Here is a 20926-nt window from a genome sequence, read left to right on the forward strand (position 1 = left end):
GGCCAGCGGCGTCCCGCCCAAGGACGTGGCCAAGAACCTCGGCGTGTCCGTTCCGACGCTCTACCGCTGGGTGCCTGCCTCAGCGCAGGCTTAGCGTACGATTTTTTCCGTTTTCTGAGACGACCCCTTTTTCACCTTGTGTCATCGCGTGTCGGCTGAAATTGTGACGAAATCAGTTTACGCCGCGAACACTAATCGTGTCACGACATCCATTCCACGGGATAGCCGTCATCGCCTGCCAAGATTAGGCTGATCTGCCGGCGGTCGATCCAGGTTGAACCCCACAGCCGGATTTTTGTTGGTTGCCCGCGAACGACTCCCGCTACCATGGCGTGACCGCCTCGCGCGGCACATCGCTATTTTTGATCCGCTCACTGCGTTCCTTCTGATTTCGCGCTCAAAGTTCCGATTTCGGCCATTTATTGCAACGCCGGCTTCGGCCAACGACGTTATGCTCATGGATATGTCGATTTGGCGCTCGGGGCGACGTCCCCAGGACTTCATTCCACAGAATCACACAGAGGAATACGCCGATGGCTGAACGAACCCCTCCCGCGATCAGTCGCCCGGTTTTTGAACGTACCATAACGGTTCATAGCGAACAGGCGTTGCGCGTCGTCCGCCGCGTCTTTCCCACGCTGGTGCGATCCTTGTACGCTATCGACGTCATCCTCCGGATCATCGGGGAGGAAGCCGAGATCGATGCAGTGGAAGGCACCGTCAGCAAGATGATCGGCGACTGTGCCAGCGAACTGGAACGCGAGAAGTCCCGAATGGAAAAACTGTGCACCGATAACGGCGTGACCGAAAAGCCGCGTTACACCCATCCCATGGACTTTAACGCGCGCATCGTATCGCCCCAGGTCTCCCAGTTCGTGGCGCTGATCCAAATGCTCGATGAACTCATGATCGCTATGGACGCCCTCTGGCTCTGCGGTGTGCTCACCAACAAGCAATGCGGACAGGCGCACTATCAATGGCAGCAGCGATTGCTGCGACTCGGTCGGCGCATCATTACCATCGAACGGCGCGCCCATCGGGCCGCCTATGCAAAGGGCCATGGCGAGGAAGTCCAAGCGGCGCGTGAAAACTCCGGATTGGCGATTGAACCCGAAGCGATCCTTGATCCGGAGGGACCAAACGCTCCCGGCGATGGTGGCGATGCGTCATCCGCCGAAGCGGAATCCGACCCAAGTGGACCGGATGCGGAGAGCCCCGAAACTGAATCTCTTGAAACATCTACGACTGAAGCTGATAAGTCCGCGTGGCGGAGATTGGCTGGTCTGTAGAAGGCGGCGCCGATATCGCCATGCAGCACTTTCAACGATCACGACAGCCACGGTTTTCAACCGGAGGCCAAACCGTATCTGACGGCAACGCGGACAAACCCGGCTTTGCACCCTGCGGCCGGGTTTTTTGGGGCTCATGTTAAAACCGGCAGGATCTCAGCGTACATGGTTGCACTGCATTCAGCATAAAGTAAAGTAATACGGTATAACCCAATAGTGTAAAGTCACTTTACAAAAAATTCGCAAATTCGTTCAAAGGCAGGATTCCGTTCTGGAGCTTACGCGCTGCGCCGCGAGAGGGGCTTAGCCCTTATCACACCCGATCGGCACGACCCAACTTCCCACAGGCTTCGTCGTTCTCGCATCTCCGGTGACCGGCAGCATTTCCCCCGTCAGTTGCTCGATCTCCTCCACCGTCACGAGGTAGTCGTCCAGCCTTTTCGCTGTAGCTTCCTTTGAATTCGGCACGATCCACGCGATCGTTCTGCCATCGCCGCGGATCACCACTTTCCAGAACGCATCCGGTGTTTTCACGCCGTGGCTCTTGATAAAGTAATCATCGGCCAGGTTGCTGCCCCAAATCACACCGCCGATCACCAGCAGTTCATCGATATCCCGGTAGCACTCGACGATGTCCTCGGTCAGCTTCCATGCCCCCCCGGTTCATCTGCGAGGCCTGCGGCAGGATATTGCTCATGTAGTTCGACTGCTGGATCGCCACCGGCGAACGGTCGAGATGATTTGCTGGCACTTGATGGCCTCGGTCATAGCCGTGGCCGTAGCCTTTCGGGCTGGTCTGCTGGCACTCCTTCGGGACGTAGGGATCAAGCCTGAAGTCATTGGCTCGCGCCTCGTTGCCGCCGTCACGCTGAGCATTGTACCGCCACTTCACGGCGCCGCGTTGCTCGCAGTCGAGCCACACGGTGAAGCCTTCGTAGTCAAGGCGAAGCAGCTTGCCTTCATCGCTGATTTGGGTGGGCGGAAGGACCACCTTGCCGGTGGATGGAGTCTCGGCCCGGAGTTGGATAATCGGAGCCGCCGGCGCATGGTCTTTTGTTTTGGCGAGGTGGTCGCCGTTACAAGCGGTAAGGGAAACGCAAAGGAGCAGAGGCAGGATAGAAATACGGCGCATGAAATTTTCGTTCTTCTTAAATTTTCTGCGGAGTAGGGCCAGGTCGTCCCAGTCCGGCGGTGAAAACAAAAACGTCTATATCAAAAGCCAACCGTTCGAGTCATTGGCTGCGCCCTCTCCTCCCCCGTAGCCCCAATCTTCCATAGCGTCCAACCTACCTATCGCCGCTGTGACAGATGTTGCGAAGTGCCATGGTTCCCCGACCATGGATTCAATACACTTCGCCGTGGCTGCCGACATCGACGAAGACAATTTCCTGTTCCCTGATCTCCAATTCCAGCGTGATGCGGTATTGTAGGGAGATCGAGACCGAATGCAGGCCGGCCAGCCGCCCTTGTAGCGGGTGCAGGCGCAAGGACGGGTGCATCGGATTCTGCTCCAGCAGTAATAGGGTTTTGAAGTAGCGTTCCCGAAGGTCCGGGTGCTTTTTGAGGAATGCCTTTTCTCTTTTCTGGTAAGAACCAGGGAATATCAGTTTATAGGGCATTCTCGTCCAATTCCTTTTGCAAGCGCGCGATGTGCTCCTCGGCGGTGGCTTCTACATAGTCGCCTTGATCGATGGCTGCACGCGCCTCTTGCCAGGCGGAATGAATTTCCGCCTCGCGCAGCCGCTCGTAATGCTCGATGTCCATAACCACAAAGCGCGGCTTGCCCCGCACACTGATGATGGCTTCGTCCTGGTCTTCCAAAGCGGCTTCCAAGGCGGAGACGCCCTTCGATTTTAGATCGTTCGCGGTAATGGCTTTCATGGGCTTTGCAACCGTATTATTAATAAATCGATTTTACGCACGGTCTAAAATCCTCTCAACAGTCTGGTAAGCACGTCTGGACGCAGCAAACACCTAAGCTTATCCACAATTTCTGTGGACAACTTTGTGGCTAGACCGTCAACATTCGCGCTTTTGACTTGATTTCCACCAGCTTACGTTCTCTGTAAAGAAAATGAACAATCCGTTACAGTCGTCCGATTCAAAGGCCGATCAAGAATGGCCTCGCACCCTTCAAGAAGCCGTAGACCAGTTGATCGTCCTGTTGAGTCAGACTGAAAAAGACAAAATTGCCGCAGCGCCCGACGCGGATGCCATCATCGTCCACTTCAGTTTGGGGGCTTATGTCCGGAAGGTGTTTGGTCTTTGGCGCGGGAACAAGGCGCTGATGGTGTCCTGCGGCGCCCTCAATCCCGAGGACGCGTCAACCGTGATTATCCGGGAGCTGTGGGCCAGATTGCGGCGCTGATCCCGTGTGTGGTGTGAGCGCAGCTTGCTACCTTCCTGAAGAAGGGGATCACGCTCATAATGCGCGGTCTTCCGCCGAATCGTCCTTTTATCCGACCATTGTTTCAGTGAGGCTGACCATGCAAGCCACCGATATCGCTCATGTCATACAACTTGCGGTGGCGCCGGTCTTTCTCCTGACCGGCATCGGCGCGCTACGTCAGTCCTCAGCGCCCGCGTGGCGTACTGGGCCATCAGCCTCTGTACCGCCTGTGCGCTACTCATCTGCACGCTGATTGTCATTCTGTTCGTCGGCGCCTTTCTAAGCCTGGATGTTTCGAGCGCCATCGCGATTCTCTTCATCGCTGCGATGGCCGCCCTGATCATCGGTCTTTACTGCTTCCTGCACGAAATTTATCCGGCGACCGCCAGCTTGCGGTTTCGATAGCGCTCGCGAACCGATCCAGATAAGGGCCGAGTCGTGCGTATACCCTCCCCTCATCCGTGGCAGTCACCTGTTACGGATAGGCCTGGTCGGCGAATCCGAGCAGCAGCCGCCAGGGGTCTCGTGAGCGCGCGGGAATCCCGTATCGACAGTGTGAGCGGTCTTCTGGGGCAAAACAGCGCAAGGCTATCGGGCACTGTGCGAAACAGACGAAGTGTATTCGGCTAGCAAGGCCAGAATGTCGGAATCGCAGGCCCCGCAACCTGAACACGCGCCGGTCGCTCTCGATAGGCTGTCCAGGTCGTTGACGCACTTATCGACAAGTCGCCTGATCTGTCCCGTCGTCGTCCCGCTGCAGCGGCAAATCACACCCTTTTTCTGGTCTGGATAGTCGATGGTCATCACAATAAAGGAAATCTCGAACTCTATCAGAGGAGACCCAGCATTATTTCAAAGAGCCTACAATAATCCCAAAGCTTGGATGATTCTGATCAAGGAGACAAAATCCCTGCCATGCCCGCGCTGCTTGACCTTGCCGGATGTCGATATGGTCAACTCACCGTGTTGAGACCCAACGGCCGGCTGAAATTCGGACACGAGCAAACCGCCTGGCTCTGCCGGTGCGACTGCGGCACCGAGATTACCGTGCCGCAAAACCGGCTTCCACATCGAGCTTCAATCAGTTCCCGCCATGCCGTCACCGCCTGCCCGGAATGCCGGCGGCCGCGTTGCGTCATCTGCGGGGAAGTTGTCCGGCAAGGCTCGCTGACCCGCGAGACCTGTTCCGAGGCCTGCGCGAAAGCGCGCCGCAAGCAAATCCAGAACGCCAGCTATCACCGCCGGGTGGCCCGCAATCCGGACCTGAACAAGCGCCGAGCCGCACGGGTAAAGGCGCGGGCCAAGGCCGATCCGGTTTTCGCCGCACGGCTTGCGGAACAGACCAAAGCGGCCCAGGAGCGGCGGAAAGCCCGAATCAAAACCGACCCCGCCTGTCGCGAAACTGTTCTGGCCCGGCAGCGGAACTACTACGCCAAGCATGCGGCCGAGATTCAGGCTAGGCGCCGAGCGCGATTGGATGCGATGACACTCGAACAGCGGGAGCCCTGGCTGGAACGGATGCGGCGGTACGGGCGAGCCTACCGGCAGCGCTGGCGGCAGGAGCTCAAAGCGAATCCCGCCCGGCACCGGGAGTATCTCGACTGGATGCGGGAGTACCGACGCCAACGCCATAAGCAAAAGCAGACAACCGATAGGAGAACATTGCCGCAATGACCCGGTGCGCGACAAGCCTCGGCCTTTAGGCCGGGGAAGGATAGCGCGGACGCCGTAGGCGTCCTTTGGGCGGTCAGTGTGGCGTCTGTTGCTGTTCGATGTACTGGCGGATGATATCGATGGGTGCACCGCCGCAACTGCCAGCGAAGTAGGACGGCGACCACAGGGCACCGCCCCACAGCTTCTTGTGGATGCTCGGGTAGTTCTTTTTGCGGATCATACGACTGGACACGCCCTTCAGGCTGTTCACCAGCGCCGAGACGGCGACCTTGGGCGGGTAGTTCACAAGCAGGTGGACGTGATCGTCCTCACCGTCGAACTCAACCAGTTCCGCCTCGAAGTCGGCACAGACGCTGGCGAATATCCCGTGCAGGTCATCGAGGATTTTCTTGGTGAACACTTCGCGGCGATATTTGGTCACAAAGACCAAATGCACATGCATCAGGAAGACGCAGTGCCGTCCGTGCCTAATATCGTTGTTCTTGCTCATAGACCAAACTATACTATACGCATGCAACGTCTCCAAGCCTTCAAATACGAACTCATGCCGAACGGCGAACAGCAGCGCAACATGCGCCGCTTCGCCGGTTCGTGCCGCTTCGTGTTCAACAAGGCGCTGGCGTTGCAGAAGGCGCGCTACGAGCGCGGTGAGAAGAAGCTCGGCTACGCCGGGCTGTGCAAGCTGCTCACCGAATGGCGCAATGGCACGGAAACGCCGTGGCTCTCTGATGCGCCTGTGCATCCACTGCAACAGACGCTCAAGGATTTGGAGCGCGCCTACGCCAACTTCTTCGCCAAGCAGGCCGACTTCCCGCGTTTCAAGAAGAAAGGCCAGCACGACAGCTTCCGCTACCCCGACCCCAAGCAAATCAAGCTCGATCAGGCCAACAGCCGTATCTTCCTACCCAAGCTCGGCTGGCTGCGCTACCGCAACAGCCGGGAGGTTCTGGGTGCGGTCAAGAACGTCACCGTCAGCCTGTCGGGCGGCAAGTGGTTCGTGTCGATCTGTACTTCCCGCGAGGTCGAGCAACCCATGCCACAATCCACCTCAGCGGTCGGCATCGACATGGGCGTGGCCCGGTTAGCCACGCTCTCGGATGGCACGTTCTTTGCGCCGCTCAACAGTTTCAAGCGGCACGAAACTGCCTTGCGCAAAGCGCAGCAGGCGATGAGCCGTAAGACGAAGTTCAGCAACAACTGGAAGAAGGCGAAGGCCCGCGTCCAGAAAATTCACGCCCGTATCGGCAACGCCCGGCGCGACTACCTGCACAAGGTCACGACCACGATCAGCCAAAACCACGCGATGGTGTGTATCGAGGACTTGCAGGTGCGGAACATGTCCAGGTCGGCGGCAGGCACGACCGAGCAGCCTGGAAAGAATGTTCGGGCCAAGTCCGGCTTGAACAAATCCATCCTCGACCAAGGCTGGTTCGAGTTCCGCCGCCAACTGGATTACAAGCTGGCGTGGAACGGTGGACATCTCATCGTCGTGCCGCCGCAGAATACGAGCAGGACGTGCCCGGCCTGCGGGCATGTGTCGGCGGACAACCGCACCAGTCAGGCGAAGTTCGCCTGCGTGGAATGCGGTTTCGAGGAAAACGCTGATGTGGTCGGCGCGATCAACATTCTCAGGGCGGGACACGCCCGTTGCGCCTGTGAAGTGAGCGATGCAGCAAGGTCGCCAGCAGCAGGAACCCACCGAAGCGACTCAGGAGCGGCTCAATGCCGCGCCTGAGCGCCGTAGGAATCCCCTTCCTTCAGGAAGGGGAGGATGTCAAGAAACCATCCACGCCCACAGATCCAGCCGGCTCCGGCCAGGACTGGCCGCGCACCCTCAACGAAGCGGTAGACCGATTGGCGCGCATGCTGAGCCATACCGAAAAGGAGGAAATCGCGGCGCTGACCGAGGGCGATTTGATCGGCCTGCATTTCGGTCCTGGTATGCGGATTCGAAACGAATTTAGCCTGTGGCATGACAATAGCGACCTGCTGATGAACTGCCAAGGGATCAAATACGGAGATGCCGCGGATAGTTACTTGTCCATAGATCCGGACGACGCTTCGATGATGATAATTCGGGTACTGTGGGCGCGGCTGCGGCATTAGGGAAGCTCTGAACAAATCCGGAGATGGCAAAAGCGGTACTCACAGTCATTCAAAGACGGATCTAAAAGCGCCTTTGGGAGATTTGCTCACGGTTTACCTTGAGGACATGGCAATCCGAGGGCCATCTAGCATCCACCGGACAGATCTCCCCCTCAGGCGAGCAAGGCTCGCCGCTTGAGGTAGAGGTTCGCCAGCCCGACCAGCGCGAACACCTGAGCGGCATTCTTGGCCAAGCCCCGGTAGCGCACCTTCACATACCCGAACTGCCGTTTGATGATCCGGAACAAGTGCTCGACCCGGCTTCGCACCGAAGACAAGCGCCGGTTCCTGGCTTTCTGTCCCGCTCCCAGCGCACGCTGCGGCGGCGCCTTCAAGTTGATTCCCCAGAACACGCCGGCCGCCCGTGCGGCCCGCTTCAGCCGATTGTCCACATAGCCCCGGTCCCCGAACACCGCCCGATCGTCCTCGCGAAGCAGGTCCGGCAATTGGCTGAGGTCGGAGGCGTTGGCCGGCGTCACCGAAACCGTATGCGCCAACCCGCTGTTCACGTCCGCCCCCACGTGCACCTTCATGCCGAAAAACCACTGGTTCCCTTTCTTCGTCTGATGCATCTCCGGGTCCCGAGCTTTCCCTTTGTTTTTCGTCGAAGGCGCTGCATGAATGATCGTGGCATCGACCATCGTGCCGCCCTTAAGCAGCAGTCCCTTCTCTTCCAATACATCATTAATCGTGTTCATCAGCTGGGCCGTCAGATCGTGCTGCTCCAGGAGGCGGCGGAAGTGGAGAATCGTCGTTTCGTCGGGAATGGCATCCTCGCTCAGTTCCACGCCGGCAAACCGGCGCATGGACTCGATCTCGTATAGGGCCTCCTCGGCGGCCGGATCGGACAGACCATACCACTGCTGAAGGAAATAGATTCGAAGCATCGTCGGCAGCGGCATTGGGGGGCGTCCACGCCGGCCGGCCGTGGGATAGAACGGCTCGATCACCGCCAGCAATTCCAGCCACGGAACCACCTGCTCCATCTCGGCCAGGAACACTTCCCGGCGGGTCTTTTTCTTCTTGGCGTCGTAGCTCAGCGAGGCAAAAGTCGTCTGCTTCATCGGTTCATTCCACAAGACCGGTGAGACCAGCGTACCACAATGAATTTTTCAGAGGTTCCTTAGCCATGTCGTTACGGAAAAATGCAACAACGCAGGCAGAAACCGAAGAAAACCATGAACGGGTGGCTCGCCAGTATGTATGTCCCTGCATCTCTAACAGTCGCGGCCTAAATGCCAATGCCCGGTAAACTGTGCCGCTCGGATGAGCAAACGGCTGTTTTCGAGACGATCTATTTCAGTACCGCTAAGCCGTCCAGCGTCATGACAAACTAGGGGGCTCGGGATTTCTTAACGCACCTGATCCCCATCAAGCTTCACGCGGTACCCTCTGACAAAAGCAGCATATTGAGGAGGTTCAACTCGCTCGATGCCATGAAGTAACGGTCGTCGAAAACCATATCGAATTTCAGAGGATTGGTCTGACCCACACCTGCCGCCCAAGGCATCGCTTCGTAGCGAGGTATCGCTGGCATCACGGCATTACTGGCAGAAAGTGCCCGGCCAAGGCCATTCCGCCACAATTCCGGCTCTTCCACGGCCTTCGGCTTGTCGTCATGCGCTCGGGACGGTCGAACAAACTGAACGTAACCCGCCGGTAGAGCTACCCAGGTATCAGGCGATTTCAGCTCCTTCAGCGTGTTGAACTCGATTGCGGCATCTGGCTTCTCACGGGCAAGGAGACGGAGAAGGTTGGCCGCAGGGACTCTCAGGCTGCTCGGCAAAGCATCAGTCTCATCGATACTCTTCAGTTCCCAGTACAGTCGGCGGGTCATCTGCTCGACATTGGTCAGCTGCCCTTCAAATGAAAACAGCTCGCGTTTGTCGAAATCTGCCCAGTGTTCGAGCACCAACGGGCCGGCGAAATAGATATGCGCCGGCAAGCGAGGCCTCCCCTCGGCATCGGGCAGAAGCGGGGCAAGGGCTGTACTGGCTTGGTCAAAGAACTCACGGGCGTCCTCGCTTTTCACAAAGGAGGCGCCATCCGCGTTCTTGCAAGCGGTGGCTTGCAGACGAAACCGTGCAAACAGGTCGTAGCAGTGGTTTCTGGCTGAACCGACGAGCCCAGCCAGTTCCGAATTTCCCTCCCCTTTTACGTAGGTATCCGCCTCCGCCAAAAACTCCAACACGTACTGGGACATCAGGTTCAACAATTCCTCCAAACCGACGCTTCCGACCGGCACCAAGGCCAGATTTTGGTTCAGGCCAGCATCACCAGTGATCCGGGTAAAGATCGTGGCACGCAGCATGACCAGCAAGGTCATGAGATCCAGTGACTGGCGGAGCCATTGCCGTTTGTCCAACGTTTCCCCGTGCACCAGGAAGTCGTCGACCAGCATGACGAGCCTCCGAGGGACCGAGTCCCCGGGAATTTCATTGCCCTCTTCATCATGGTACTTCCCCCGACCACGATAGATGAGCTGTGCGATTTCCATCAATGCGGCCTCGACATTGAAGCGCGGTACGGCCGCGATGATCCAGTCGGTCTTCGGGAATGAAACTCCCCGCGCCCCTGACGACGTCATCAAGAATACCTTGATGCTGTCGCGGGTTTTCTCCTCTACCAGTTTCTTGCGTCGGGATCCCGGAATCGATGAATCGAGAATCTGGACGTTGTGTTCGTTCAAGCCGAGTTCGGTGTCCTGCGTGAGCGTATTTCGGAGCGACCGCAGGAAAAGCTTGTCCTGCGCGAAATAGATGACCTGCTTGGCGCCTCCGGCAACGGCGTTCCGAATTTCTTGAGCGGCATTCTCAAAAAGCGCCTCCTCCGCAACACGGCGGACAGCCTGCCGGGGTGTTTCAAGCAGACCGGGCTGTTTTTCGATCAGGCGAACGGTTGACAGGTTGACTCGGTAACGAACGGTCAGCTCGCTGGCCGGGTAGCTGTTGGTCATGACATGCAGGACTTTAGGCTTGCCGGCGTCGATCGCCACTTTGGTGACGGCTAGCGCAAAAGGCTTACGGCCCCGTGATTTGGAAATGAGGATTTTGCCCGGCGCCCTGTCGCCCGCATTCAGATAGCGGTCGAGGACCAGCTCGTTGCCGAGAGAGGCATCGGATATGACGAGGATGACCGTAAAGGGCGACTCTCCTGCCTCGAAAGGCTCAATGAATTCGTCCTTCAGCCAACGGGCAACCGCATGGACGAACGGCGCGCCGGCCCCGTCGCCCGCGAGCTCATCGACCATCACGACGACCGTCGGCATCCGCTGGGCAACGCGGCGGCGCTCTTCGATGCCGGCGCGCCTTGCGACCGATTCGCGGAAGAGCTGAGAAAGCGACTGGATCGTGTTGCGCCTGTTTGCCTTCTCGCGGAATCCTTGGAGCGCTGCCGTCAGAACCACGCGATTGACCTCTGGGTTTTGGGCCAGAAGTTCCCGGGTCGTTAAGGACATCGCGGACAGCACGCCGAGCAGCGGCCGCTCTTCGACCTGATCTTCATGTTCGGACAGTGTCGTCTTACCCAACCGGGATCCGGCGTGCTTCGCCTCGATCTCGTGCTCTTGCTCGGGCGAAAGGAACAGGATGCTGTTCCGTGGAACGTTTAGATTTTTCACGCCGTCGACCACGACGGCGCCGTCGATACGGCGCTCCCCATCCAACCCCTGCTCGACCTGTGAACGATGGTATCGGGGTGCGGCAGAAATGATTTGGGCGTTGGTCGTGATCGTCAGGATACCGGACGGGGCTCCGTCCTTCCTCGCAAGTTTTTCCGTCACATCACGGTTGATGACAACGCGCGGGCTGACGTAGAGAAAGAAATAGCCGGATGACTGTTGGGCGAGGTACCGAGTCACCGCAGTGGTTTTACCAATCCCCGGATTGCCTTCGAGCCCGATGACATTGAGCTTGCCCCGTTTGGCTGCGCCGAGACCCGCGACGATGGCGGCCGCGTGCAGGTCGCGGAGCGCCACGGTTATCTCGCCGGTGCGCAAGTCCTCCAGCGCCCGTGTAATCGCATTCTTTGCCGAACCGCCGAAGTAATCATTGATCTCGGGACTTTCCTCCACTAAGGCCAGCGCTTCGTCCGTGGAATACCTCTGCATTGGATTCGCAAATTCCGGCACTTTTTCCTCGAATTCGAATCGGTAATCCGTGCCCGGCGTTGGAATTTCGCGCAGGCCTTTTAGACCGGATTTGAGGCTCTTAGGCAAACGACTGAGAATCTGACGAAAAACCGCGTCGACTTCCTGGGTGAGCCCCGCTTCGTCATCATCCTGTCGCTTCACCGCCTTACGATAGGCCGTTCCCAGCTGTTGCATCAAAGCAAAGCGCGGATCCTTCACCCCGCCGGGCAAATAACGCGCGGCGAGACTTTCCAGGCCGTTGGGGGTGATGGCGAGCGCCCGGACGACGCACGGTTTGACCAACAAGCCGTAGCGTTCCAATACCTGTACGGTGGACTCGGCATAACTTGCGGCCTGGCATAGCTTGTAGAACGGCTTGTTGTCGGATGTGAACGCGCCGAGATGAGCCTTGATATCGTCGGACAGCTCGAAGCGCTCTTCCTCGACTTCCGCGGAAACTCGCGCAAATACGCCGCGTGAGTCCACGTACCGGCGGTAGCGCAGCAGTTCTTCGAGGTGCGCCGTCTCCTCGCTAAAGTCTTCCAGTGTGGCGGGACAATCGTAGGAGTATTCCTGGACCAGGATATGGTCCTCCTTGTGGGTACCTGACAGCCACAGGAGGAAATCGGCGCGCGCCGGTCGGCCCTTATCCGCCAAGGCCGGGTCAACCGGCCCCTTTAAGCCGAGCAATCGGTGAATTTCGGCACAGGACCGCTCTCGTTCGGCGTCGAAATCTTTCTGGCTCGGAAGCGTCAAGGGACACCAGAGTGCGCGCCGGGTAAGCGCCTGGTTGGCAAGCGGCTGGCAGAGTTTCCGGAGGTATTCCCGCATTGCGGTGTAGCCGAGCCCATAGGTAACCGTCGCCAGATGTTGGAGCGCCGCGTGGATGTGTTCCTTGAGCGTCTCGTCAACGACTTGAAGCGCCCGAACCACGGCTTTGTATACCTCCGAGGTTCTCGTTTCCCGCCAAGGCTTAAGATGCGGGTCGTCGAGAGAAACCAAGCCGTGATCTGTCAGGCAGCCCAGTACGCCGCGTTTGACGAAGATTTCGTAGGCCTGCCCCCAAATGACGGCCTGTTGCTGAAAGGTCAACTCCTCCATTCGGTTTTGTCCTTGTGCAGCACCTTTGTGACATGCGCCAAAAGCGCCGGAAAGGACAGAAGGACGGAGCCCTTGCCGCGCCGGCTCATCACTTCCAACTCGCCCGCGGCCGCATTGGTCGCTGGCGTCGCCCACCCGAAGGGATCGAGCACCGGCAGTACTTGCTGCTTGGTGGCCGCTCGCTCGCTTTCCAAATAGTGCAGTCCCCTCAGTACACCCAAGATGGAGGCGCGAACCGCTTCGCCTTCGGGTGTCGTACCCAGGATGTTTTGGCGGATCGCTTCACTCCATTCGATGTTGGAAAGACGCTGTTCGATGTCGAAGAAATACGTGCAAAATCCGGACTGCGGCCGACCTTCTTCGGTCACTACGGCCAAGGTGGCGAAGGTGTAGACCGGCTGCAGCCCGCGGATCAGTTCCCGCTCGGATTCCTCGTACATCCGCTGGTGATCGGCAAAAGTTACGACCTCGAAGGCGCTCTCGTTGGAGCCCCTTGTATGCAGCCGGGTCGCCGGAAAAACGTCCCGGCGGAGAGGGTATAGGAACACATCGGGGAATTTTGTGGCGGCGGATTCCAGGAACTCATGCGTGCCGTGGGGGGCGTGCCGCTCGGCGGCTCGGCCAATGTGCCGGTTGCCGAAGTGATGCGAAAGCAGCACGATATGTCGAAACTCCTGCTCTCGAAGCCGGGCAATTTCTTCGAGAATCAGTTGCGGCTCGCGGAAAGCCCGGCGGTTTTCGACCAGGCGCGAGTTCATCCGGCCGACGTAAATCGCCATACCGTCTTTCCGGCGGACGCCGTAATAGCTGCGGGAGACGAACAGAAAGCCTTCGGCATCCGGATAGAGCGGATGGGAATCGCAAGGTCGGGTCACGTAGGAAAGCACCGCAACCTTTTCCAGGCTGCCGCCCGCCGTGGTGACGATCGGGAAGCGACCCTGCATCGCCATCAACGAATTCGTCTTTCGATAGCGGATGGTTTCGGCTTTTCCTTGGGTGTGGAACCCCTGCATCTTGACCAAGAGCTCCCGAGACAGGGCCTGCTCGATGGCCTGACAGGCGGCATAGACGGCGGCATTCCCATCCGTGGCGTCGGATTCTTTCCCGCCAGGTTGCAGGCGCACTAGATACATCGCTGGACGTTGCCGACCCTCGATGGACTGAGCGCGGCGTGCAAGTTCCAATAGTACGATGTAGCTCAACAGCGTGAACGCAGCGCAGCCGGCTGTACGAAGCTGCTCACGAGTCGCTTTGTCCTGATCTTTCGCCCCCTTGGAAAGGCTCAATGAGCGGACGTCGTACTCGATATCGATGCCACGGCCCGTGTCGAAGCTCGTGGACGCCGTATCCGCTAGCCGCCATTGCTTGATGCCCGCCGCGTCCTTTTCCTCCTTGAGCGGGACGAACCGTACCGGTAAAACCGGTTGGGTGAGATCGCGGGACATCCGGATTTCGTGCCGGAATCCCACAGGCGTTATCGAACGCTCCATCAGGTGCGTTTCGACCGCATACGAAGCCAAGGAACCCGGCACTTCCGCCAGGTTGTCAGTAACGACGAGGTGCTGGAACCAGGCAATGTGGTCATGGCCTTGGTCATTCTTGACCAAGATTTCCGTGTTGTGTGAGGCCATGGTCCGAACGACGGCCCAGTCGACGATCCTCTTGTGCACGGCGACATAGAACTTGTCCGCGATTCGATTCGCATCCTCGACCAATTTGGCGGATTTCGTTTGAAGCACCTTGATGAGCGATTCCGCGATGCGTTCCATCACAGGTTCCCGAAGGCGCAGCTTGGCGATGAGTTCTTTGACCGTTCCGAGCGGGTCGGTTTTCAAGGCCCGTGCAATGCCGTCAGCTTCCGTCTCGATGTCTTCGCTGCCGGGTGAATCAAGCGAACTTGGAATGACCAGGTACAGAAACACGAGTTCGGCGATATGGCGTCCGGTATGGCCGTTGATTACAGGGTCTTCCACCAGGCGTTCTTCAATTCGGTCCAGCCGAGCCGCGAAGGCACTTTTGCCGGAATCGGGGCTTTTGCCGTTGACGCGGAATCGGTAGGAGACCTCTCGCCGGGTCGCAAAACCGTGTTCGGGATCGGTACGAGCCTCGAAAATTTGCACGGCCCACTCCGCCCAAACCGGGAGGCAGCTATAAAACAGCGCTTTGCGCAGGTGGTCCGACAAATCGGTGCAGCTGCGTTGCCCATACACCGTACTGACATCGAGCGGGAGTGTTCGTCCGGCCGTACTGGCGTAGGTCCGGAAACACGCGAGCACCCGGTCGACGTAGGCCTTCAGGGAGGGATCCGAACTTCGGGTCGCGATAGACGCCATCGATTTGAAGGTGACCTGAAGGCGAACCCTTGCTAACGCGTCATCATCCAGGAAATCGAGAAAGCGCTGGATTTGACTCCCCGGCTGGCCACGCTGCATACGGACGCTGGCAAGAATGGGCTGGATTTCGTCGTTATCCAGGTCCTCATGGCGCAAATAATTTTCGATGCCTTTTAGGAGACGTTCCAACCAGTCCCGACCATCCACCGTTTCAATTGCTGACAATACCCTCGCGACGTCTTTTTCCTGTTCGGCTGCTTTGCGGCTTGGAGCGGCGAAGCCGACCGGCACCACGGCCGCGATGCCTGGCGAAGGATACAGCGGGACATTCAGATTCCGAGCGAATAACTCCAACGCCTGGTTGGATGATGGAATGACAAGGGATTGCAGCGGTGCCGACTGCAATACGGTGTCGATCTCACGTGCGATCGCCTGGTGAAGTCTTTCCAGGGCGGCTGTCGTTTTGGCCTCCGAGCCCGGTAGGAGCCGCCCGCCCATCTTGCTGGTCGTTCCTCTGGGAGGCGATTCAAGATCAAACAGGAAGCCAGTGTCGCTGCCATGCGCAAAATCATCCTTGAACTCAGGAAACTGATATAAGCGGCGAAGCACTGTGGCTAGGTTGAACCGGATACGTTGACGTTGCCCGCTATAGCGGGCGAAGCCAACCGGTTCTGAATCGTCCGTCGAAAGTGCGGCAACGAGTAATTCCGCGAGCCGGGAAAGCCAGATAGATGGCGTTCGGGTGCGCGCGGAAATACTGGCACCCCCAGTCAGGGGAACGTTCATGGGTCATGCTCCTTATCTTGGTAGGGACACCACTTCACCCGGTCGGAAGACCCATCCGGCGGGTGGTTAAAGGGGGTTGATGATCAAAGTTTATAACCCTTTCTTAATTCCGGTCACTTGATTATCCCGCTGACCAAGGTCATTTTCCGTGCTTTGAAGATCATCATCCGGCTTCTTGGAGGACGGCTGCACTATTAGTTAGCCTTGCCTATACAAAGGCACGTATGGATATCAGCACAACGCCGGCACAAAACGTACCGACGCTTGTCGTCGAAAGTTGGCTGTCGTGGTCGGACAGGCTTTTTCGCTTTTTAGCGTCTGGACGACACCCTGTAGCTCGGCTGCTCCAACGTACAACACCGGTCCCGACCAAGGGCTCGACACCGTAACCAGCCCGGTCGTTCGGTAATCGCAATCCGGACGCGGTAAACCGGGTTGCGATATTAATCCGCAAACTTCCTCTTTCGGCTTGCATATCCGCACTTCCCTGAGATTCTGACTCCGTGGTTTTTCACGCTGCTGCATTTATGGGACTTGTACTACGGAGACAAGATCGTGCAAACCGAGACCGAAAACAAATTTCTACGTTACCTCCCTCTTGACCGAGTCCACGTTCAACCGGGTTTCAATCCTCGTAAGTTCTTCGACGACGCGGAGTACCGCGAATTGACCGAATCGGTCCGGCAGAATGGCGTCCTCCAGCCCGTTGTGGTGCGTCCTATTCCAGATCGCCCCGACAACTACTGGATTGTCGCCGGAGAACGGCGTTACCGCGCTGCCAAAGATGCCAATCTCGTCTTGATTCCCGCTGCCGTTCGCGATCTGACTGACCACGAGGCGATGGTGGTCGCCACCATCGAGAACACGCAAAGGGCGAATATGTCGCCTGCGGAAGAAGCCGAGGCGGCCCGAACGGTGCTTATGGGCTGCGGCAACGATCGCCAGGAAGCGATGCGACTTCTGGGATGGAGCCAAAAGAAGTTTGAATCCCGTCTGCTCCTACTTCATGCAGACCCTGAGGTACTAGAGGCTTTGGCCCAACGCAAGATCAAGCTTGGACACGCGGAACTCCTATCGCAACTGCCGCGCGACTTCCAGACCGCGACGCTAGCGAAGATCATTGAGCATGGATATTCGGTTGCCGATCTTAGGGACCGGCTGGCGGCGTTTGCCCTTGACCTCTCCAAGGCCATCTTTGACATTTCCGGGTGCGCCAACTGTCCCCATAACTCGACGATGCAGGCGAGCTTGTTCGAAGAGCACATAGCGTCCGGCAAATGCGCGAACCGCGAGTGCTTCCAGGCCAAAAGTCAGTCTGCTCTCGACGAGAAAAAACGCACTCTGTCCGAACAGTACGCGGTCGTCTACCTCGACACCGAGCGTCCGCCGAATTCCTATACGATCCTTTGCCAGCAAGGTCCCCAGGGCGTCGGGAAACACCAGTTCGAGCGCGGATGCCGCCAATGCGCCCATTATGGGGCACTGCTCATGACATCTCCTGATCGCCTGGGCGAGGTCAAGGAGGATTGCTGTTTTGACCTCGGCTGCCACCAGAAAAAAGTGGATGAGTACCGGGCGACTTCGAGTGTGGCCACGCAGGTTCGAAGGCAAGATCAGTCCGGGATGCCGTCGAGAACAACGGGCCGTATCGCGAAAGGCGCAACCGCCGCAAGCGGTACAGCCGACTCGGGCAATCCCAAGGCGAAAGCCGCCAGTGCCTCGGCGTTGCCGGGCAAAGTCGTCGAGGCGATCGAAACGTTTTATCGCACCCTGAGCGCGAAGATCGCGCCGGACGACCCAAGAGCCGTTCTATGCCTCGACACGTTTGCCCTGTACCGATTCCTCGCGGCCAGCGCCCCGAGCACACTGCTGCCCGACGCCATTCAGGACAAGGCATTGCACCTTACGAATCTCGACGCTTTCGTCAACGCCGTGTACCCGCTCGAACCCGGAGAACTCGTGGCGTTTCACCATCGGCTCTTGGTTCATTTGTTGAGCCGGCACGAAAAGACTTCGTCCTTCAACAACAAGCCTTTTGCCCGAGGCGCGGCGGCGCTGGTCAAGCACGCCGGGATCGATCTGAGCGACCACTTCGTGCTTGAGAGGGATTTTCTTGCGGCCTTTACCAAATCCGGCATGGAGGTGGTGCTGCGCGAAGCGGTCAATGATAGGAACGAGCGATTCGTGGAGTATTACGAGTCGCGTGACGAGAAGACCAAGTTCCCTACGTTGATAAAGAAAAAGACCAGCGAAATTCTCGACGAGGTTTTCGGGTGCGGGTTCGATTTCGGCGGCTTCGTGCCGAGTTGCGTTTCGGGATACCTGGGAGACGATAAGAGTAAGACTTCGAGCGAGCAGACGGCGACGGCCACGATGCCGGTGACCGCGGTGGCCAGCGCCCAGACCGAAGAATCTCGACCGCTTGGCCTGGAATGCGAAGACCAAGCACCCTCCGAATTCGAATACACCGAAGACCCCGAGGAATCCGCCGATGATTTTTGAAACTTTTGCCCAAATGCTCAGGCACGACGAGCGCATCCAGTTCACGGTCGCCCGCAAGGGCGACCAGTTGAGCGTCCTGGTGCAGCCGGTGCTACAAGGCGTGGCTGACGACAAGACCCCGGAACACGTCCAGTCCTTGCGAGCCGTGCTGTCCATGCCGCTGTACGTGGTAACCAGTGCGGCGTTGCTGGACCGGGACTTTCCGCGTTCCCTGGCGGAATTCGCCGGAGTTCGCGAAGCGGCTCACGGCGATCTGAAAAACGCCTTGGGCCGCATCAAGGAAGCCGGTAAACAGGCCCGCGTTGCCGCCGATAAGGCGACTCCCGCCGCCCAAGCACGGTCTGGCACTCGTTCGACCGACGAGTCCGCCGCCTCCGCGCCTGCCGAGAGTGCGGTGAACGTATCCGTTACCGACAAATCGCTTTTTTGAGGCCACTATGAGCACAGCAAATCCCACCGTTATTCGCCCCGTTCGGGTTTTCAAGATGGGCTCGGTCCGGCTGGCGGACCCCGCGCCCGATCTCTCGCCCATCGAAGCATTGCGCTTATATGCCCCATCCTATCCGCATCTGGCCCAGGCCGAACTCGCAGAGCCTCAACTGGTTGGTGAGGAATTGCACTATGCCGCCAAGCTCGAACCCGTCAAGACCAAAGGCTGACAAGAGCGGGTTGGCCATCCTCCGCCGATGGGGGAGCGAACCTCCCCCGGACCGAGAGAACGGCAAGCACGAGGACGACGAGACATGCTATCGATTCACTCTGAACCCGCCGAAACCCAGGCGGCAGGCGCTTACGGGCATCGATCCGGCCCGTCTGCCCCTAGTCTGAGCCTGTTCACACCGCCCCGGCTCGGCGTCGCGCTGGATGGATTGCTGGAAGAAGTTCGGGAACGGCGGGCCAGGGCCTATTTCGATGAGCACCGCCCCGGCATCGCCAGCCTCATTCTGCTGGCCCACGAAATGGGTGTGGTCTCGGAATGCGATATCGACCGCGCCGTTTCGGGAGGCTGGCAGAACGTCTACCGGCTGCATCGGGAGTCCCTTGGCCGCATCGCGGCCCATCTCGAAGCCCAGGCCCGCGCCATTGCCGGGACCGATCGGTCTCACGGTGATTTTGAATCGCTCGGCATGGCGCTGGAACGCCGGGATAGCGAGTTCCGGCTCCTGTTATGGTCCGGTTTCCGTTTCACGCAAGTCTCACTGAGCGATGTTCCCCGTGAACTGGGCCGGATGGTGTACGGCTGCCTCTGCTGGATCGTGAACCGGCTGGGCTTCGGACTGCTGGCTCAAAACGCGATGGATATGTGGTTCGACCTCGAAGAGGAATTGGCCGCTTACGAGGACTACCGAAAGGAGCATCCCGATGCCGACCACCGTCAGTTCGCACGTGAGGCGCTGACCACCGGCCTCTATCCGTTTTGCGAGTTTACGAACAACCTTGACGATTTGGTCCGTCGGTTGGATTTCCTGCGGTCCGTTTTGGACGAACGGGCGGACCGCTGGTGGGGCGATCCGCCCGACATGGCCGAAATCCGAGCGGCGGTCGTTCGATGGCGGCGTCGGTCGCCCGATTTGTATCACCATCCGTGGACAGGGTTCATCCGGCAAGCTGTCTTCGTCTGGAAAAGACTCCGGCATCGGAACACGGCTGAACCCGAGTCCTTTGCGGTCATCGACGACGAGTGCGATGAGGCGGAGGCGCCCCTGGACTACGCCCACATGGTGGGCTTCGGTATGTCCTGGGAAAGCGAGGTCGCCGAGGACTTCTACAACCAACTTTACCAAACCGGGGAGACACCGGTCTTGCGCCTGAAGCTGCACCCGGTTGCGATTTCCAAGGTTGCGGAGAAACTGGAATCAATAGCCCCGGCACGCGGGTTGTTGCGCTTGGCCGAAATGATCGAATGCTCTCAGGAATCCCAAAATGACGCACCACACTGATTTTTTCGCGGCTGGTCTCGCCAGTGAGCCAGCCATCTCACCGCGAAGCGCGTTACTGTTCCACAATACCGAGAACTTCGGTGGCGATTATTGGAGCGGACGCTGTGTCGCTTCACTGCACGAGTTGACCACCGACACGGACGGCGCGTCCGTCATCGGAGCCGGACGACTGCTGACCATGCGGGACATCGAAGCCCTCTTGCGATCCGTGCTCAAACAGCAAGGAGGAAGCATCGGAGTGCTGCCTGCCCAGGTACTATCGATTTCCGGGACACATCTGGCCTGGACCGTGCCCGCGCGGGTGCGACCGATGCTGTTCAATATGGCCGGGTCTCCCTTGAAGACGCTGGCGGTGCCGTGGCCGAGGCTCTTGCTGGTCGCCACCGCGAATGGACGTTTCGCAGTAGCCCCCTTGAGGGGGCGTGCTCGCCCCACGGCGAAGACCCGGCTCTACAACGCGCCGTTGATGAACGTAGGGTGTGACGGCGTGGTTTGTACAGGGACCGCGACTCTGCCCGGCGGGTGCGGCATCGAGGACATGGCGGGTTGGGAAGCGGTACTGTTCGATACCGCGTTTTCCCACGTCAATAACCGATTGACGCTATTCCAGGAGAACGACGCGCCCGTGGATGACAGGA

Annotated in this window: 20 protein-coding genes and 1 pseudogene; 12 read left to right on the forward strand and 9 right to left on the reverse strand. The window is 58.6% G+C overall.

The annotated features are described in order from the left end of the window. Both ABJK70_RS06710 and ABJK70_RS06715 read left to right on the forward strand, forming a co-directional pair. A partial coding sequence (locus ABJK70_RS06710) for a helix-turn-helix domain-containing protein (RefSeq protein ID WP_203563340.1) occupies positions 1-94 on the forward strand: 94 nt, incomplete at its 5' end. Positions 95-533: 439 nt separating this feature from the next. Beyond that, positions 534-1082: pseudogene (locus ABJK70_RS06715) on the forward strand (hypothetical protein); the annotation flags it as partial. 510 nt (positions 1083-1592) lie between these two features. Here the strand turns inward: ABJK70_RS06715 and ABJK70_RS06720 are convergent. The 4 genes from ABJK70_RS06720 to ABJK70_RS06735 form a co-directional block, all read right to left on the reverse strand. Beyond that, positions 1593-1886: a DNA/RNA non-specific endonuclease gene (locus ABJK70_RS06720; RefSeq protein WP_347257607.1), complete on the reverse strand. Its 294-nt coding sequence runs from the start codon at positions 1884-1886 to the stop codon at positions 1593-1595. A 7-nt stretch (positions 1887-1893) separates the two neighbouring features. Continuing rightward, positions 1894-2421, reverse strand: coding sequence for a DNA/RNA non-specific endonuclease (locus ABJK70_RS06725; protein ID WP_347257608.1), 528 nt, complete (start codon positions 2419-2421; stop codon positions 1894-1896). Between the two features lie 211 nt (positions 2422-2632). After that, positions 2633-2908: a plasmid stabilization protein gene (locus tag ABJK70_RS06730; RefSeq protein ID WP_156881749.1), complete on the reverse strand. Its 276-nt coding sequence runs from the start codon at positions 2906-2908 to the stop codon at positions 2633-2635. Further along, positions 2898-3170, reverse strand: coding sequence for a type II toxin-antitoxin system Phd/YefM family antitoxin (locus ABJK70_RS06735; RefSeq protein ID WP_086133348.1), 273 nt, complete (start codon positions 3168-3170; stop codon positions 2898-2900). The genes ABJK70_RS06730 and ABJK70_RS06735 overlap by 11 nt, the downstream gene beginning before the upstream one ends. 193 nt (positions 3171-3363) lie before the next feature. Here ABJK70_RS06735 and ABJK70_RS06740 point away from each other — a divergent pair, with 193 nt between their 5' ends. Then, a complete protein-coding gene (locus ABJK70_RS06740) occupies positions 3364-3657 on the forward strand; it encodes a DUF6794 domain-containing protein (protein WP_086133347.1) in 294 nt (97 codons plus the stop codon). A gap of 216 nt (positions 3658-3873) precedes the next feature. Further along, on the forward strand, positions 3874-4083 hold the full coding sequence (locus tag ABJK70_RS06745; protein ID WP_240506804.1) for a DUF2721 domain-containing protein: 210 nt from the start codon (positions 3874-3876) through the stop codon (positions 4081-4083). A 183-nt stretch (positions 4084-4266) separates the two neighbouring features. Here the strand turns inward: ABJK70_RS06745 and ABJK70_RS06750 are convergent, their stop codons facing one another. Further along, positions 4267-4482 (reverse strand): (2Fe-2S)-binding protein, encoded by a 216-nt coding sequence (locus ABJK70_RS06750; RefSeq protein ID WP_086133346.1) that lies wholly within the window; start codon positions 4480-4482, stop codon positions 4267-4269. A 111-nt stretch (positions 4483-4593) separates the two neighbouring features. Here ABJK70_RS06750 and ABJK70_RS06755 point away from each other — a divergent pair, with 111 nt between their 5' ends. After that, positions 4594-5352 (forward strand): hypothetical protein, encoded by a 759-nt coding sequence (locus ABJK70_RS06755; protein WP_347257609.1) that lies wholly within the window; start codon positions 4594-4596, stop codon positions 5350-5352. A gap of 73 nt (positions 5353-5425) precedes the next feature. Here ABJK70_RS06755 and tnpA read toward each other — a convergent pair whose 3' ends face one another. After that, entirely contained in the window at positions 5426-5842 is a 417-nt protein-coding gene (tnpA, locus tag ABJK70_RS06760; RefSeq protein ID WP_347257610.1) for an IS200/IS605 family transposase, read from the reverse strand. 21 nt (positions 5843-5863) lie between these two features. Here tnpA and ABJK70_RS06765 point away from each other — a divergent pair, with 21 nt between their 5' ends. Beyond that, the gene (locus tag ABJK70_RS06765) at positions 5864-7087 is read left to right on the forward strand and encodes a transposase (protein ID WP_347257611.1); all 1224 of its coding nucleotides are present in this window, start codon (positions 5864-5866) and stop codon (positions 7085-7087) included. Further along, the gene (locus ABJK70_RS06770) at positions 7075-7458 is read left to right on the forward strand and encodes a DUF6794 domain-containing protein (RefSeq protein WP_347257612.1); all 384 of its coding nucleotides are present in this window, start codon (positions 7075-7077) and stop codon (positions 7456-7458) included. Before ABJK70_RS06765 ends, ABJK70_RS06770 begins: the two co-directional genes overlap by 13 nt. Positions 7459-7610: 152 nt before the next feature. Here the strand turns inward: ABJK70_RS06770 and ABJK70_RS06775 are convergent, their stop codons facing one another. The 3 genes from ABJK70_RS06775 to ABJK70_RS06785 all read right to left on the reverse strand — a co-directional run bounded on the left by ABJK70_RS06775 (position 7611) and on the right by ABJK70_RS06785 (position 15846). Continuing rightward, entirely contained in the window at positions 7611-8561 is a 951-nt protein-coding gene (locus tag ABJK70_RS06775) for an IS5 family transposase (protein WP_156881747.1), read from the reverse strand. Positions 8562-8875: 314 nt separating this feature from the next. After that, a complete protein-coding gene (locus ABJK70_RS06780) occupies positions 8876-12727 on the reverse strand; it encodes a helicase-related protein (protein WP_347257613.1) in 3852 nt (1283 codons plus the stop codon). Continuing rightward, complete coding sequence (locus tag ABJK70_RS06785; protein WP_347257614.1) at positions 12715-15846, reverse strand: hypothetical protein; 3132 nt, start codon at positions 15844-15846, stop codon at positions 12715-12717. Before ABJK70_RS06785 ends, ABJK70_RS06780 begins: the two co-directional genes overlap by 13 nt. 555 nt (positions 15847-16401) lie before the next feature. Here ABJK70_RS06785 and ABJK70_RS06790 point away from each other — a divergent pair. The 5 genes from ABJK70_RS06790 to ABJK70_RS06810 all read left to right on the forward strand — a co-directional run. Beyond that, positions 16402-18348 (forward strand): PRTRC system ParB family protein, encoded by a 1947-nt coding sequence (locus ABJK70_RS06790; RefSeq protein WP_347257615.1) that lies wholly within the window; start codon positions 16402-16404, stop codon positions 18346-18348. Then, positions 18338-18778, forward strand: coding sequence for a hypothetical protein (locus ABJK70_RS06795; protein ID WP_156881743.1), 441 nt, complete (start codon positions 18338-18340; stop codon positions 18776-18778). Before ABJK70_RS06790 ends, ABJK70_RS06795 begins: the two co-directional genes overlap by 11 nt. Positions 18779-18785: 7 nt before the next feature. Continuing rightward, positions 18786-19007: a PRTRC system protein C gene (locus ABJK70_RS06800; protein ID WP_347257616.1), complete on the forward strand. Its 222-nt coding sequence runs from the start codon at positions 18786-18788 to the stop codon at positions 19005-19007. Between the two features lie 84 nt (positions 19008-19091). After that, positions 19092-20288, forward strand: a complete 1197-nt coding sequence (locus ABJK70_RS06805; RefSeq protein WP_156881742.1) for a hypothetical protein — start codon at positions 19092-19094, stop codon at positions 20286-20288. Further along, the coding region (locus tag ABJK70_RS06810; protein WP_347257617.1) for a hypothetical protein at positions 20272-20926 on the forward strand (655 nt) is incomplete at its 3' end. The genes ABJK70_RS06805 and ABJK70_RS06810, both read left to right, overlap by 17 nt.

This window comes from Methylocaldum sp. (assembly GCF_039794385.1).
Classification (GTDB): domain Bacteria; phylum Pseudomonadota; class Gammaproteobacteria; order Methylococcales; family Methylococcaceae; genus Methylocaldum.

Coding starts and splice junctions, on each gene's coding strand:
- ABJK70_RS06800 (WP_347257616.1), top strand. CDS start 18,786: ATGAGCACAGCAAATCCCACCGTTATTCGCCCCGTTCGGGTTTTCAAG.
- ABJK70_RS06770 (WP_347257612.1), top strand. CDS start 7,075: ATGCCGCGCCTGAGCGCCGTAGGAATCCCCTTCCTTCAGGAAGGGGAG.
- ABJK70_RS06740 (WP_086133347.1), top strand. CDS start 3,364: ATGAACAATCCGTTACAGTCGTCCGATTCAAAGGCCGATCAAGAATGG.
- ABJK70_RS06725 (WP_347257608.1), bottom strand. CDS start 2,421: ATGCGCCGTATTTCTATCCTGCCTCTGCTCCTTTGCGTTTCCCTTACC.
- ABJK70_RS06795 (WP_156881743.1), top strand. CDS start 18,338: ATGATTTTTGAAACTTTTGCCCAAATGCTCAGGCACGACGAGCGCATC.
- ABJK70_RS06785 (WP_347257614.1), bottom strand. CDS start 15,846: ATGAACGTTCCCCTGACTGGGGGTGCCAGTATTTCCGCGCGCACCCGA.
- ABJK70_RS06750 (WP_086133346.1), bottom strand. CDS start 4,482: ATGACCATCGACTATCCAGACCAGAAAAAGGGTGTGATTTGCCGCTGC.
- ABJK70_RS06730 (WP_156881749.1), bottom strand. CDS start 2,908: ATGCCCTATAAACTGATATTCCCTGGTTCTTACCAGAAAAGAGAAAAG.
- ABJK70_RS06780 (WP_347257613.1), bottom strand. CDS start 12,727: ATGGAGGAGTTGACCTTTCAGCAACAGGCCGTCATTTGGGGGCAGGCC.
- tnpA (WP_347257610.1), bottom strand. CDS start 5,842: ATGAGCAAGAACAACGATATTAGGCACGGACGGCACTGCGTCTTCCTG.
- ABJK70_RS06755 (WP_347257609.1), top strand. CDS start 4,594: ATGCCCGCGCTGCTTGACCTTGCCGGATGTCGATATGGTCAACTCACC.
- ABJK70_RS06735 (WP_086133348.1), bottom strand. CDS start 3,170: ATGAAAGCCATTACCGCGAACGATCTAAAATCGAAGGGCGTCTCCGCC.
- ABJK70_RS06805 (WP_156881742.1), top strand. CDS start 19,092: ATGCTATCGATTCACTCTGAACCCGCCGAAACCCAGGCGGCAGGCGCT.
- ABJK70_RS06775 (WP_156881747.1), bottom strand. CDS start 8,561: ATGAAGCAGACGACTTTTGCCTCGCTGAGCTACGACGCCAAGAAGAAA.
- ABJK70_RS06765 (WP_347257611.1), top strand. CDS start 5,864: ATGCAACGTCTCCAAGCCTTCAAATACGAACTCATGCCGAACGGCGAA.